This is a genomic window from Micromonospora sp. WMMD714, assembly GCF_029581315.1.
Classification (GTDB): Bacteria; Actinomycetota; Actinomycetes; order Mycobacteriales; family Micromonosporaceae; genus Micromonospora; species Micromonospora rifamycinica.
Genome location: NZ_CP120744.1, coordinates 4,973,756 through 4,988,051, shown reverse-complemented (window position 1 = coordinate 4,988,051; position 14,296 = coordinate 4,973,756). Strand labels below are relative to the sequence as shown.

Below are 14,296 nucleotides of genomic sequence, written 5' to 3'. Positions count from 1 at the left end.
CCGTCCCTCCATCCTCTGTCTAACGGACGGATACCGCAGGCCCGGGGAAAAGAAACATTCCGCGAAGCCTGGTCGACTAGTTCTTCGGGCCGGGGCTGGGCGTGCCGCCGGGGCCGCCGGCGGAGCCGGGGCCGGTGCCGCCCTTGGGACCGGCACCGCCCTTGGGGCCACCGGTGGCGGGGCCGGGCGCGGGACGGTCGGGGACGAGTGCCCGGCAGTACTCCTCCACCCGCTCGGGTCCACCGGCGGCGGCGACCAGGCCGGCGAAACCGGGCTTGGTCAGCGCCTTCGCCCGCTGCTCGGGCGGCTTGGCCAGGTAGGCCCGGCACTGCCCGGTCCATCCGCCGTTGCCGGTCGGCTTACCGTGGGACGGGGTGGCGGGAGGGACGGCGGTGCCCGGGGAGACGCCTCCCGGTGCGGCCGTGGGCCGGCGTGACGGGTCGTCCGGCCGGTGCGGGGTGGGGCTGGTGGACCCGGTGTCCGAGGCGGACGGGACGGGTCCGGGGGCGCGCTCGGCGGGCCGGTCGTCGAGGGTGACGGCGGCGAACGCCACCCCGGCGGTGGCGGTGACGGCCAGCCCGGCGATCCAGGCCACCACTCCGGTGGTCAGTCGACGCCGCCGCCGGCCGGGCACCGGGGCGGCGGCGCCCCGCGCGGCCCGGAAACCCGCCATCGCCGCCTGCTCACCGGCGAGTTCCCCGGGCCGGGCCGGGGCGGCGGCAGCAGCCAGGAGCCGGGCGAGCGGATCGTCGGCGGACGACGGCACGCCGAGAGCGGTCGAATCGAGCAACCGCTCGGCCTCGGCCCGGTCCACCGTCCGACCGGGCCGGGCCGACCGGCGGAAGTTCATCCAGTTTCCCCTCACGTCAGCCGTCCGCCGGCTCGGCCCGGGACGCGTGCGGCGCCGGCCGGGGTCGGGGCGGGGTGGCCCGTTCGTCGTCGGAGGGCTGCGTCGCGTCGCGCCGCTCCAGCAACGCCGCCAACCTGCGCAGCCCGCGGTGCGCGGCCGTCCGGACCGCACCCGGTCGCCGGCCGAGCACCTGTCCGGCGGTCTGGGCGTCCAGCCCGATCACCGCCCGCAGGAGCACCGCCTCGGCCTCCCGGGGCGGCAGGGTGGCGATCAGGGCCAGCGCGGACTCGGTTCCGATCGTCTCGCCGGCCCGCTCGGCGGTGTCGGCGTCCCCGGCGAGGTCGGTGAGCGCCTGCACCGGGACCGGCAGCGCCGGGCGGCGACGCTGCCGGCGCAGGTGGTCCATGGCCCGGTTCCGGGCGATCGTCACCGCCCAGCCGCGGAACTCGCCGCTGGTGAACCGGGACAGGTCCCGGGAGATCTGCAACCAGGTCTCGGAGGCGACGTCCTCGGCGTCGGGGCCGACGAGCGCGGTGAGATAGCGCAGCAGGCCCGGTTGGAGGCTCCGGTAGAGCAACCGGAACGACTCCTCGTCACCGGCCTGCGCCGCGGCGACCGTCGCGGCCAGGTCATCGGTCATGGTCGTACCGCTCCCACCGGCCGACCGGCCCGCTGCCGGACGGACGCGGGCCGCAGCCCGGCAGGCGGTTCCTCTCGCGCACCTTCAGTCCCCCGCTGACCCCGATCACACCCCGGCACCGCAGGCCGAGGACCCGTCCGCACACCGCCGCGAGAATACGGCGTCGTCGATGGCGACGCGGTACGGGCAGCAGGGCGGCCAACACTAGGAGCACACCGCCGGTGGAGGCAAGTCGACGGCGCAGCGGTCGGGCGGGAGGGATCCGGCCGGGTCGCCGGTGACGGCGAGTGGTCCACCGACCACCCAACGCCAGCCGCTTCGGCGGGCGGACCTGGGCGGGTCGCCCGGCGAGGACGCGGAAGGGATATCGGCATCTGCCGGACGGGAGGACCCTGGGTACGGTATGGGGGTGTTGTCATCCGAGCTCGTGCTCAGCGGTCGCTACCGCCTGGACGAACGTGTCGCCACCGGCGGCATGGGCGATGTGTGGCGGGCCACCGACCTGGTGCTCGGCCGCCAGGTGGCGGTGAAGGTACTGCTGCCGGCGCTCGTCTCGGACCCTGACTTCATCGCCCGGTTCCGCTCCGAGGCGCGGATCATGGCCGCGCTGCGCAACCCCGGCATCGTGCAGGTCTTCGACTGTGGCGAGGACCGCCTCGCCGACGGCACCCGGGCCGACTACCTGGTCATGGAGTTCGTCGAGGGCGAGCCGTTGTCCCGGCGGATCGAGTCGGCCGGCCACCTGGACGTGGCCGAGACGATGTCGATCGTGGCGCAGGTCGCACAGGCCCTGCACGCGGCGCACGCCGGCGGGATCGTGCACCGCGACGTCAAGCCGAGCAACCTGCTGGTGCAGGAGGACGGCACGGTGGTGCTGGTCGACTTCGGGGTCGCCCGCTCCACCAACGTGACGAGCATCACCAGCACCAACGCGGTGCCGGGCACCGCCCTCTACATGGCGCCGGAGCAGGCGTCCGGTCGGCCGGTCTCGGCCGCCACCGACATCTACGCCCTCGGCGCGGTGACGCACTGCTGCCTGACCGGGCAGCCGCCGTTCACCGGGGACAATCCGCTCCAGGTGGCCGTGCGGCACCTCGACGACGAGCCGCCGGAGTTGCCGGCCGACATTCCGGGGCCGGTCCGCGCCCTGGTGGCGCGGGCGCTGGCGAAGGATCCGGCGGACCGGTTCGCCACCGGCGCCGAGATGGCCGCCGCCGCCCGCGCCGCCACCGGAGACGGCACCGCCGCCCTGACCGCCCTGGTGACCCCGTCGCTGCGCGACCCGTCCGGGGCGAACGGCCCGCGCGTCGACCCGTCCCGCGCCCCGCGGACGGTGGTCGGCCCCGAGGCCCGGCGCAACCGCCGCGGCTCCCTGGTCGGCGCGCTGGCCGCGGTGCTGGTGGCGCTGACCGCGCTCGGTGCCGCGCTGGGCGCCACGAAGTCGCTCGACAGCGGCACGCCGAACATCCGCAACACCGGGCCGGCGGTGGCGCCCACCGACCAGAGCGCGGTCCCCACGGTCGTCGAGGAGACCGGCTCCGAGGAGCCGGACCGCACCAACCGCCCGGAATACCAGAACACGAAGCCGTCACCGTCGGTGTCGGTCAGCCCGACGCCGCTGCCGGGCGGCTCGTCCCTGCCGGCACCGACCAAGTCGGCCCCGGCCACCCCGGTGGACCCGCCGCCGACCACCGCGCCGACCCCGGTGGACCCGCCGCCGACCACCGCCCCCACTCCGGTGGACCCGCCGCCGACCACGGCCGACTCCGGCGGCGGGGGTGGCAACAATCCGCCGCCGGCCGGCACCTGACCCGCTCCGGATCCGGGGCACCCGGAAATACCAAAACGGACTTAGATCGCTATATCGCCAGTTAGGCTCCTCGGCGGGACACATCTGCCACGGGAGCCCAGGTGAACACAGAGAAGCTCGTCGTCATCGGTCAGGGATACGTCGGACTGCCGCTGGCCATGCGCGCCGTCGAGGCCGGGCTGGACGTGGTCGGGCTGGACGTCGACGCCGACCGGATCAAGCGGCTCGCCTCCGGTGAGTCGTTCGTCGAGGACATCCCGGCCGACCGGCTCGGCCGGGCGCTGGCCAGCGGCCGGTACCGGCCGAGCACCGAGTACCCGGACGCCGAGGGCTTCGACATCTGCGTCATCACCGTCCCCACCCCGCTGCGCGAGGGTGCCCCCGATCTGAGCTACGTCGAGCAGGCCGGCACCGCCGTCGGCCCGTACGTCCGGCCCGGCTGCACCGTGGTGCTGGAGTCGACCACCTACCCGGGCACCACCGAGGACCTGCTCCGGCCGTTGCTGGAGGCGGCGAGCGGACTGCGCAGCCCGGGTGACTTCCACCTCGGCTACAGCCCGGAGCGGATCGACCCGGGCAACCCCACCTGGCGGCTGGAGAACACCCCGAAGGTGGTGTCCGGGGTCGACGCGGCGTCGCTGGCCCGGGTGGACGGCTTCTACCGCCGGCTGGTCGAGCGGACCGTGCCGGTCGACTCCACCCGGGTCGCCGAGCTGACCAAGCTGATCGAGAACACCTTCCGCCAGGTCAACATCGCGCTGATCAACGAGCTGGCGATGGCCTCCCACCACCTCGGCATCGACGCCTGGCAGGCCATCGAGGCCGCGTCGTCCAAGCCGTTCGGGTTCATGCCGTTCCGCCCCGGGCCGGGCGTCGGCGGGCACTGCCTGCCGATCGACCCCTGCTACCTGTCCTGGCAGGTCAAGCGCACCCTGGGTCGGCCGTTCCGGTTCATCGAGCTGGCCGACGACATCAACCACCAGATGCCCGAGCACGTGACCCAGCGGGTGATGGCCGGGTTGAACCGGATCGGCCGGCCGGTCAACGGTGCCCGGTTGCTGCTGCTCGGGCTGGCGTACAAGAAGAACACCGGCGACATGCGCGACTCGCCCGCGGTGGACGTGGCCCGGCGCCTGCAGGCGCTCGGAGCGGACGTGCACGCGGTGGAGCCGTACGCCGCGCCGCAGCACATCCCGGGCGGGGTGGTGGTGGTCGACCTGACCGCCCGGGAGGTCGCGGCGGCGGACGCGGTGGTGCTGGTGACCGACCACGACAGCTTCGACTACGACCTGGTCACCCGGCACGCCCGGTACGTCTTCGACACCCGGGACCGGTGCCGGGGCGAGATGGTGGAACGGCTCTGACCGCTCTGCGCCGGCCGGCGTGGCGTGACCCCGGCCGGCGGCCCGCGGTCGGGGTCACTCCACGCCGAGCGCCTCGACCACCGGCCGGGACAGCGCCCGCCGGGCGGGCAGCACCGAGGCGGCCAGCGCGGCGAGCACCGCCACGGCCAGGATCAGCCCGAGCCGCCCCCAGGGCAGCACCAGCGTGAAGCCCCCGCCCAGCCGGGCCACGAAGGCCACCGTCCCGGCGCTGACGGCCACCCCCAGCGCGGTGCCGAGCAGCGCGCCGACCAGCGCGGTCAGCACCGCCTCGACGGCCAGCAGCAGGCGCATCCGGCCCCGGGACAGCCCCACCGCGCGCAGCACGGCGTTCTCCCGGGTCCGCTCCACCACCGAGAGGCTGAGCGTGTTCGCGACGCCGACCAGGGCGATCACCACGGCCAGGCCGAGCAGCGCGGTGACGAAGGCGAGCAGCATGTCCACCGTGCCGGTGAGCGACTTCTTGTAGGCCGCCTGGTCCAGCAGGTTCACCGTGGGATACCGGGCGACCACCGTCACGACGGCGGCGCGGGCCTGCGCGGCGGACACCCCTTCCGCCGGGTCGACCTCGACCAGGTGGCCGCGTTCACCGGGGTAGAGCGCGGTGAACGTGGCGTCCGCCAGGTCGACCACGTGCCCGGCGGGCACCCCGGGCGAGGTCGGGCCGTCGGCGGTGACCACGGCGGCCACCCGGAACGCACGCCCGGCGACGGTGACCGTCGAGCCCGCCCGCCATCCCCGGGCGGCGGCCAGTTCGCGGTGCACCAGCACCGACCCCGGCCCCAGGTCCGCGACGTCCCCGGCGTCCACCCCGGCGAGGGTGCGCCGCACCAGCGCCGGATGCGCCGAGCGCACCTCGACACCGTCGACGACCCGGCTGCGCTGCTCGTGCACCACCCCCACCTCGGGCCGGGCAGCCAGCTCACCGGCGAGCCGGGCGGGCAGCTCACCCCCGAGGCCGGTGACCACGTAGTCCACGCCGATCCGGGCGTCGACCCCGCGCTCGATGCCCACCTTGACGCTGCCCGCGCCGACCACGAACGCCGAGACCAGCCCGATGCCGATCACCAGGGCGGTGGCGGTGGCCGACACCCGACGCGGGTTGCGGGCCGCGTTGGCCACGGCGAGCGCGCCGGTGGCCCCCAGCACCGGCCGCAACGGCAGGCCCAGCACCCGCACCAGCGCCGGCACCAACCACGGGCCGAACAGGACGATGCCGAAGAAGGTCAGCACCCCGCCCACGGCGACCAGGGCGATCTGGCCGACCGCGGCGGCCCCGGCCAGCGCGGCGAGGCCGGCGACGCCGACCAGTGCGCCGACGGTCAACCGGATCCGCCCGGCGCCCCGGGCCGGCTGACCGGCGGCGGCGGTGAGGGCGGCTATCGGCGGCACCCGGGTGCCCTGCCAGGCGGGCAGCAGCGCGGACCCGACCGTGACCAGGGTGCCGAGCAGCAGGCTGAGCCCGATGGTCCGGGCGGTCAGCGTCAGGCCGTCGGAGACCGGCAGGTCGAGCCGAGGGGCCAGGGCCGCCGCCCCGGCGGCCAGCCCACCGCCGAAAGTCACCCCGAGGGCCGAGCCGACCAGGCCGAGCAGCACCGCCTCCAGCACCGCGGCCCGGAAGACCTGCCCCCGGTGGGCCCCCACCAGCCGCAGCAGTGCGGTCCGCCGGGCCCGCTGGGCGAGCACGATGGCGAACGTGTTGGCGATGACGAACCCGGCCACCACCACCGCCACCGCGGCGAAGAGGAGCAGCACCAGCCGGAACTGGTCGAGGTCACGCACCGCGTCCTCGACGGCCTCGTCGAGGATCCGCTGACGCGACTTCACCGTGGCGTCTCCGCCGACCACCGCGGTGACCCGGTCGGCCAGCGTCGACCCGGGCACCCCCGGCACGCCGGCCACCATGATCCGGCCATAGCCCGGTTCCCCGCTGGCCGCCAGCGCGTCCGCGCCGACCAGCCCGACGAACGGTCCGCCGATGTCCCGGCTGGTGCCGGCCACGTCGACCGTGCCGACCAGGGTGTACGGGCGGGCCGCGCCGGTGGCGCCGCCGACCGGGACCTCGCCGCCGAGCACGAAGCCCTCGGCGGCGACCGTGGGCGCGTCGAGGACCACCTCCCCGGGGCGGTCGGGCAGCCGGCCGGCCACCACGTCGTACGAGCGCAACGCGGGTTCGGCGGGGATCGCGGCGAGCATTCCGACGCCCAGCACGGGCCGGCCGTCGACGCCGACCACCCCGGCGAGGGCGGTCAGCTCACCGGCCGCCGCGGTGACCCCGTCGACCGTGCGGACCCGGTCGACCAGGGACGGCGGCAGGGCGGTCCGGCCGGCGTACACGCCCAGGTCGGTGTGCCGGTCGAAGGTGCCGGCCCGCTCGTACGCGCCGGCACGCATGCCGTCGGTGAGCATCAGCGTGCCGGCGAGGAAGGCGACACCGAGCACGATCGCCACCGAGGAGAGCAGCAGCCGCAGGGCGTCGGCACGCAGCGTACGCAGGGTCAGTCGCCGCATCGCGGTCACCGCCGACCGGTGGCGGGAACCGTGACCGCGACGGACCGGCCGGGCGCCCGGGGGTCGGCGGCGGGCGGGACCGGCGCGCGGGCGTCGGCGGCGGGCGGGACCGGCGCGCGGCGGCCGGCAGGGGTGACGGGAACGGGGACGGACATCGGGACTCCCGGGCGACGGAATGCGGGTCGCCTCCGACGCTAGGCAGCGCCGGACCGGCCCGCGTCCACCCGGACGCTCGGGCCGGCTGCGCCGTAGGTCGCCCCCGACCGGGGCGACCCGTACGACCCAGGTCGCACCCGGGCTCAGCGACCCTGTCGCCCCCGAGCCCGGCCGGCCCTGGTCGCCCCCGGCTCAGCCGCCGGGGGTGACCAGACCGCTCTCGTACGCCAGGACCACCACCTGGACCCGGTCGCGGAGCTGGAGCTTGGCCAGGATCCGGCCGACGTGGGTCTTCACGGTCGCCTCGGCGACGTGCACCCGGGCGGCGATCTCGGCGTTGGCCAGGCCCTGGGCGACCAGCAGCAGGATCTCCCGTTCCCGGTCGGTGAGCTGGGCCAGTCGCGGATCCTCGGCGGGGGCGGGACCGAGCCGGTCGGCGAACCGGTCCAGCAGCCGGCGGGTGATCGACGGGGCGACCACCGAGTCCCCCTCGGCGACCACCCGGATGGCGGCCAGCAGCTCCTCCGGGGGCACGTTCTTGAGCAGGAAGCCGCTGGCTCCGGCGCGGAGCGCGGCGAACGCGTCGGCCTCGGTGTCGAAGGTGGTGAGCACCAGCACCCGGGGCCGGCCGTCGGTGGAGGCGGCGCAGATCCGGCGGGTCGCCTCCACCCCGTCCATGGTCGGCATCCGCAGGTCCATCACCACCACGTCGGCCTCGACCGTCGCCAGCACCCGCAGCGCGTCCGCGCCGTCGATCGCCTCGCCGACGACCTCCAGGTCAGGTTGGGAATCCAGCACCATCTTGAAGCCGGCCCGGACCAGCGCCTGGTCGTCCACGATCACCACTCGTACGGTCATGCCGCGATCACCTCCGGGTCCGGGGTCGACGGTAGCGGCAGCCGGACCTCGACCTGCCACCCGCCACCGCGGCGCGGGCCGGCGACCAGCCGACCGTCGTACACCCCGACCCGTTCGCGCATCCCGACCAGGCCGTGGCCGCCGGAGGGGGCCGGACGGACCGGGGTACGCCCGCGCCCGTCGTCGGTCACCCGGACCACCAGGTCGTCCTCGACACCGAGCCCGACCGTGACGTCCGCGCCGACGCCGGCGTGCTTGAGGGCGTTGGTGAGGGCCTCCTGCACCACCCGGTAGACGGTCAGGTCGAGCCCCGGGGGCAGGGTGGCCGGCACGTCCTCGGCCCGGTAGCGGACCCGCAGGCCGGCGTCGCGGAACCGGCCCACCAGCGCGGGCAGCTCGGCGACGGTGGCGCGGCGGCGTTCCGGGTCGCCGGTGGGGGCGGTCGCGTCGGGGTCGGTCGCCGGCTCCGGCGGCTGGGGTTCCCGCAGTACGTCGACCAGCCGCCGCATCTCCTCCAGCGCCTGCCGTCCGGTGTCGGCGACCACCTTGACCGCGTGTCGGGCGGTCTCCGGATCCCGGTCGAACAGCAGCCGGGCCCCGTCGGCCTGGACGATCATCACGGCCATGCTGTGCGCCACCACGTCGTGCAGCTCGCGGGCGATCCGGGCCCGTTCGCCGACCACCGCCGCGCGGGCCTCCGCCTCACGCTCCCGCTCCAGGGTGGCGGCCCGTTCCTCCAGGCTGAGCACGTAGAGGCGGCGGGTGCGGACGTTCAGCGCGGCCAGCCACACCCCGCCGGTGACCAGCCCGAAGTAGATCGCGGTGGCCCACCAGACGACGTTGGCCCCGGCCTGCGAGGCGGCCAGCAGCACCCCGACGGCGGCCACCGCTCCGGCCAGCACCCCGTCGCGCAGCCGGTCGGCGTACTTGACCACGCTGTAGAGGGCGATCAGCACGGCGAGGTCGTAGGGCAGTGGACCCCAGCCGGCGAGCACCTGGATCAGCGCCAGCCCGGCCACCACCGTCGCGACCAGTGACGGGTGGCCGCGGCGGAACAGCAGGGCCACCGCCATGGCGAGGCCGACCAGGGCGACCGCCCAGCCACCGGGCACGGCCGACGTCGCGGGTTGGGCCGTCGTGACCAGGATGGAGAGCACCACCAGGGCGCTGACGGCGACGTCGAAGGCGACGCCGCGCAGCGGACGGCCAAAGAGGGTACGGCTCACGGTGACCGAGCGTAGTGCCCCGGCGCGGACGGCTGCCCCCGCTCGACGGGTCCGACGCTCGGCGGAGCCGGTCGGGGCGACGGGTCCGGTCGGGGCGGCGGTCGACGCGGAGCGGGCCGGGCCGGGCCGGTCGCCGGTCAGACCAGCTCGCGCAGCCGGGCGATCTCCACGGCCTGTTCGGTCGCGACCGCGTTGGCGAACTCGTTGAGCTGCTGGTCGGCACCGGCGGAGAGCAGTTCGGTGGCCATCGCCACCGCGCCCTCGTGGTGGGCCGTCATCAGCTGGACGAAGAGCCGGTCGAAGGCCGTCCCCCGGGCGTCGGTGAGTTGCCGGATCGCCGCGGGTGACGGCATGCCGCGCATCCCGCCGTGGTCGTGGCCGGGTTCGTCGGCGGGCAGGCCCCGGGTGTCGAGCCAGCCGCGCAGCAGCCCGATCTCCGGGCCCTGCGCGCCCCGGATCCGGGCGGCGATCGCCTTGACCTGCGCGCTGGCGGCCCGCTCGGGTGCCAGCTCGGCCATCTGGAGGGCCTGCTGATGGTGCGGGATCATCATCCGGACGAACCAGACGTCGGGGGTGTTGTACCGGGGCGGGCCGGCGTCCCGGGCCTGCTGCGCGGGCCGGGTCACGGCGGGCTCGCCCGGCCGGCCGGGCACGATCACCGCCGGGGCGTCGGTGGGGAGGGTGGGCGTCGGGGCGGCCGGGCGGCCCGCCGCCGGCTCCGGCCGGTCCTCCGCGCGCAGGGCGAGCCCGATCGACAGCAGGACGGCGACGGCGGCTGTGACGGCGAGCAGGACCCGTCCACGTCGGCCGGTCATGCGGCTCCCCCTCCGGTCGAGGTCGCCGCGATCGTATCCATTTACCATCACGATTATATGTGACGTGAATCACATCGATAGACTTCGTTGACGCGTAAGGTATCTGACACGCGTCGTCCCCTTTGAAGGGTTCTGCCGATGACCAGATTCCCCCTGCCCCGACGACGGCAGCTGAGAACCGTCAGCCTCATCGCCGCCGGCCTGCTGGTGGCCGGCGTCGCCACCAGCCCGGCGGGCAACGCCGCGCCGGCCACCACGACGCGGGACGCCCCGGCGGCGGCACCGAGCCTCGGCGTGGACGAGATCTCCAGCAGCCCCAACCTTCGCCAGGTCGCCAACCTGCCCAAGCAGGCCCCCTTCGACACCACCGGCGCGTTCGGCACCGACATGGCCTTCCAGGGCCGGTACGCCTTCGTCGGCAACTACAACGGCTTCGTCGTCTACGACATCGGCCGCCCCAACGCCCCGACGATCGTGTCGCAGGTGCTCTGCCCCGGTTCACAGAACGACATCTCGGTCTACGGCAACCTGCTCTTCCTCTCCACCGACTCCTCGCGCAACGACGACTCCTGCGCCAGCGTGACGCAGCCGGCGACGGTGAAGGAGTCCTGGGAGGGCATCAAGGTCTTCGACATCAGCGACAAGGCCAACCCGCGCTACGTCACGTCGGTCGAGACCGCCTGCGGGTCGCACACCCACACCCTCGTGCCCGGCAAGGACCGCAGGACGGTCTACCTGTACGTGTCGTCGTACAGCCCGCGGGCGGACTACCCGGACTGCCAGCCGCCGCACGACTCGATCTCGATCGTCAAGGTCCCGGTGCACGCGCCCACCGAGGCCGCGGTGGTGGCCACGCCGAACCTCTTCCCGGACGGCGGCTACGAGGGCATCCCGGGGCAGACCTCGGCCACCACCGGATGCCACGACATCACCGCCTACCCGACCAGGGACCTGGCCGCCGGCGCCTGCATGGGCGACGGCGTCCTACTGGACATCCGGGACCGCGAGGCGCCCCGGGTGATCAACCGGATCCGGGACACCGTCAACTTCTCGTTCTGGCACTCGGCCACCTTCAACAACGCCGGCACCAAGGTGGTCTTCACCGACGAACTCGGTGGCGGCGGCGCGGCCACCTGCAACGAGGTCGTCGGCCCGACCCGGGGCGCGGACGCCGTCTACGACATCACCGGCCGGGGCGACGCCCGGAAGATGGTCTTCCGCAGCTACTACAAGATCCCCCGGGCCAACGCCGACACCGAGAACTGCGTGGCGCACAACGGCTCGCTGATCCCCGTCCTCGGCAAGGACATCATGGTGCAGGCCTGGTACCAGGGCGGGGTCTCGGTCTGGGACTTCTCCGACTCGACCCGGCCGAAGGAGATCGGCTTCTGGGAGCGCGGGCCGCTGTCGGACACCCAGCTCACCACCGGTGGGGCCTGGTCGACGTACTACTACAACGGGCACATCTACTCCAGCGACATCCAGAAGGGGCTGGACGTACTGAAGCTCAGCGACTGGCGGACCTGGACGGCCGACCTGGTCCGGATCCCCGAGCTGAACGTCCAGACCCAGGCCGGCTACCTGAGCTGGTGACCCGGCAGCCCGGACGACCCGGCCACGACGGTCGGGCCGTTCGGGCGGTCCGGCGGCGGACCCGCACCGGCTGTGCGAGGATCAGGCGCCGTGACACCTGCCGGCGGCCCGCCGCCCGTACCGACCGACCGGCCCCGCCGTCCACGGCTGCACCCACTGGACCAGGTGGCGATCGGGCTGGCCCTGGCCGGCCTGGGCGCGGTGCTCACCGGCCTGCTCCCCCGGGCCGACGCCGCGGCGACACTGCACCGCGTCCTGCCGCTGCTGCTCTTCCTCGGCGCGGTGGTGGTGCTCGCCGAGCTGACCGCCGTCGCCGGGGTGTTCGACGTGCTGGCCACCCGGCTGGCGATCGCCGCCCGGGGCAGCTTCGCCGCGCTGTTCCTGCTCTGCGTCGGGTTCGCCGCGCTCACCACCATCGCCCTCAACCTGGACACCACCGCGGTGCTGCTCACCCCGGTGATGATCGCGCTGGCCCGTAAGCTGGGCACCGCCCCCGGGCCGCTGGCGATGACCACCGTCTGGCTGGCCAACACCGCCAGCCTGCTGCTGCCGGTGTCGAACCTCACCAATCTGCTCGCCGCCGACCGGGTCGACCTGACCCCGGCGGCGTACGCGGCCAGGATGGCGTTACCGCAGCTCGCGGCGATCGGGGTGACCATGGCGGGGCTGTGGTTCTGGCACTGGCGGCGGGGGCGGCGCGACGCGGACCGGTTCACCCCGCCCACGCCGCACCGGCCCGCGGACCGGCTGCTGTTCGGCACGGCGGTCGCCGGATGCCTGCTGCTCGTCGCCGGCATCCTGGCCGGGGTGGAGATCGGCGTCGCCGCCGCCGTCGCCGCCGGGCTGGTGGTGCTCGGCTTCGCGGTCCGCTCCCGGCGGACCCTGCGCCCGGCGCTGCTGCCCTGGCGGCTGCTGGTCTTCGTGACCGGCCTGTTCCTGGTGGTGCAGACCCTCGGCCGGCACGGGCTGGACGACGTGGTGTCGGTGCTGCTCGGCGAGGCCGGCGGCACGGTGGGGGCGCTGCGGGCCGGGGGCACCGGCGCGTTCCTGGCCAACCTGGTCAACAACCTGCCCGCCTACCTGGCCGGCGAGGCGGTCCTCCCGCCCGGCGACGAGACCCGGCTGCTGGCCCTGCTGATCGGCACCAACGTCGGCCCGCTGGCGGTCCCGTGGGCCTCGCTGGCCACCCTGCTGTGGTACGAGCGCTGCCGGGCTGCCGGGGTGACCGTGCCGCTGGGCCGGTTCGTGGCGACCAGCGCGGTGGTCGCGGTGCTCGCCACGCTGGCCGCGGTGCTGGCCCTGCTGGTGGCCGGCTGAACGGCGGCGGGAGCGCCCACGGCGCGCTGGGGCCGGTCACCCCGGACGGCATGGCGGGGCCGGTCCGCGCGGCGGGTCGCCGGGGACGGCCTCAGCTGCCCATCTCGGCCTCGTACGCCGAGCGCAGCCGGGTCCGGGCGGCCGGGGCCAGGCAGACGTGCCAGGTGGACCCCTCGTCGATGACGTTCACCTCACCGGCGGCCTGTCGGGCCAGCAGGATCTCGGCCAGCACGTCCCGCGCGCCGAACCGGGCGTACCAGGCCAGCTCCACGTCCACCGCCCAGCCGAGGCAGTGGCCGCTGGGGAGCATGGCCGGGTACCCGAGCCGACGCAACCGGTACTGGTGTTCGGCGCTGTGCGCCAGGCTGGTCACCCACAGCGGCGGGGTGTCCGGCGGGGCGGACCGGGCGAACTCCCGGGCCAGGTCGTTGAGGAGCGCGACGATCTCCCGGCGGGTCCGCCGGAAGGGCACCCCGGCGGTACGCGGGGCGGCCTCCGGCACCAGCCGCTGCCGCAGGCCACGCACGCCGCGACCGAGGACACCCGCCGGCTGCTCCCGGTAGCGGAAGCCGAGCAGGCCGCGACGGCGCAGCCACTCCAGGTCGATCAGGTCGGGGTGGGTGTCGACCTGCTCGTCGGTGCGCAGCACCGGGGCGTCCCGCCACCACATGAGGTCGATGCGGGAGAGCAGGTAGATCCGGACCAGCGCGGTCAGGTCCGGGGCCGAGGCGCGGGCGTCGGGTTGGTGCCGGGCCAGCTCCAGCAGCAGGCTCTCGCGGGCGCCGAGCAGGCCCTGCTCGGTCGCGTCGAGCACGTCGGCGATGGCCGGTTCGCGCAGCCGCTCGTCGAGCAGCACCTGACGGGCGGCGGTGGCGGTGACGCCGGCCAGCGCGCCCACCTCGACCAGCAGTTCCGCGACCGCCGTCCGGTAGGCGTCGAGGTCGGGGGCGACCAGCCGGTCGGCGCGGGTCGGCACGGGCGACCGCCGGGCCGGGGCGGGTGGGGTGACGCCGGGCTGGGGGCCGGGGCTTCGGCTGGGCACGCGCATGGTCGGTCCTCTCCCGGTACGCGGTGCGGATGAACCTGAACGCACCGTAAACGCTGTGAACCGGCAGAGAAGGAGCATTCCTCCCACGAC

Annotated in this window: 11 protein-coding genes; 4 read left to right on the top strand and 7 right to left on the bottom strand. The window is 75.1% G+C overall.

All coding sequences use genetic code 11. The features are described 5' to 3' along the window. Positions 1-76: 76 nt before the first annotated feature. Positions 77-850, bottom strand: a complete 774-nt coding sequence (locus tag O7625_RS21240; protein ID WP_282340912.1) for a hypothetical protein — start codon at positions 848-850, stop codon at positions 77-79. Positions 851-866: 16 nt separating this feature from the next. Further along, positions 867-1,490 carry an RNA polymerase sigma factor gene (locus O7625_RS21235; RefSeq protein WP_282340910.1) on the bottom strand — a complete coding sequence of 208 codons (624 nt, stop codon included), beginning with the start codon at positions 1,488-1,490 and terminating at the stop codon, positions 867-869. A gap of 403 nt (positions 1,491-1,893) precedes the next feature. Between O7625_RS21235 and O7625_RS21230 the strand changes: the two genes are divergently transcribed. Next, the gene (locus O7625_RS21230; RefSeq protein ID WP_282340908.1) at positions 1,894-3,300 is read left to right on the top strand and encodes a serine/threonine-protein kinase; all 1,407 of its coding nucleotides are present in this window, start codon (positions 1,894-1,896) and stop codon (positions 3,298-3,300) included. Positions 3,301-3,401: 101 nt separating this feature from the next. Continuing rightward, positions 3,402-4,664 (top strand): nucleotide sugar dehydrogenase, encoded by a 1,263-nt coding sequence (locus O7625_RS21225; protein WP_067310386.1) that lies wholly within the window; start codon positions 3,402-3,404, stop codon positions 4,662-4,664. Positions 4,665-4,718: 54 nt separating this feature from the next. Here the strand turns inward: O7625_RS21225 and O7625_RS21220 are convergent, their stop codons facing one another. From O7625_RS21220 to O7625_RS21205, 4 genes are all read right to left on the bottom strand, one after another. Next, positions 4,719-7,193 carry an FtsX-like permease family protein gene (locus O7625_RS21220; protein WP_282340906.1) on the bottom strand — a complete coding sequence of 825 codons (2,475 nt, stop codon included), beginning with the start codon at positions 7,191-7,193 and terminating at the stop codon, positions 4,719-4,721. A 348-nt stretch (positions 7,194-7,541) separates the two neighbouring features. Continuing rightward, positions 7,542-8,207 (bottom strand): response regulator transcription factor, encoded by a 666-nt coding sequence (locus O7625_RS21215; RefSeq protein WP_282340904.1) that lies wholly within the window; start codon positions 8,205-8,207, stop codon positions 7,542-7,544. Next, positions 8,204-9,433 (bottom strand): sensor histidine kinase, encoded by a 1,230-nt coding sequence (locus tag O7625_RS21210; protein ID WP_282340902.1) that lies wholly within the window; start codon positions 9,431-9,433, stop codon positions 8,204-8,206. Before O7625_RS21210 ends, O7625_RS21215 begins: the two co-directional genes overlap by 4 nt. 137 nt (positions 9,434-9,570) lie before the next feature. Then, positions 9,571-10,248: a DUF305 domain-containing protein gene (locus O7625_RS21205; protein ID WP_282340900.1), complete on the bottom strand. Its 678-nt coding sequence runs from the start codon at positions 10,246-10,248 to the stop codon at positions 9,571-9,573. A 138-nt stretch (positions 10,249-10,386) separates the two neighbouring features. Here O7625_RS21205 and O7625_RS21200 point away from each other — a divergent pair, with 138 nt between their 5' ends. Together O7625_RS21200 and O7625_RS21195 are read left to right on the top strand one after the other, a co-directional pair. After that, positions 10,387-11,841 (top strand): hypothetical protein, encoded by a 1,455-nt coding sequence (locus O7625_RS21200; RefSeq protein ID WP_282340898.1) that lies wholly within the window; start codon positions 10,387-10,389, stop codon positions 11,839-11,841. 90 nt (positions 11,842-11,931) lie between these two features. Next, a complete protein-coding gene (locus O7625_RS21195; RefSeq protein WP_282340896.1) occupies positions 11,932-13,158 on the top strand; it encodes an SLC13 family permease in 1,227 nt (408 codons plus the stop codon). A 91-nt stretch (positions 13,159-13,249) separates the two neighbouring features. Here O7625_RS21195 and O7625_RS21190 read toward each other — a convergent pair whose 3' ends face one another. Further along, positions 13,250-14,206, bottom strand: a complete 957-nt coding sequence (locus O7625_RS21190; RefSeq protein ID WP_282340894.1) for a hypothetical protein — start codon at positions 14,204-14,206, stop codon at positions 13,250-13,252. Positions 14,207-14,296 lie beyond the last annotated feature (90 nt).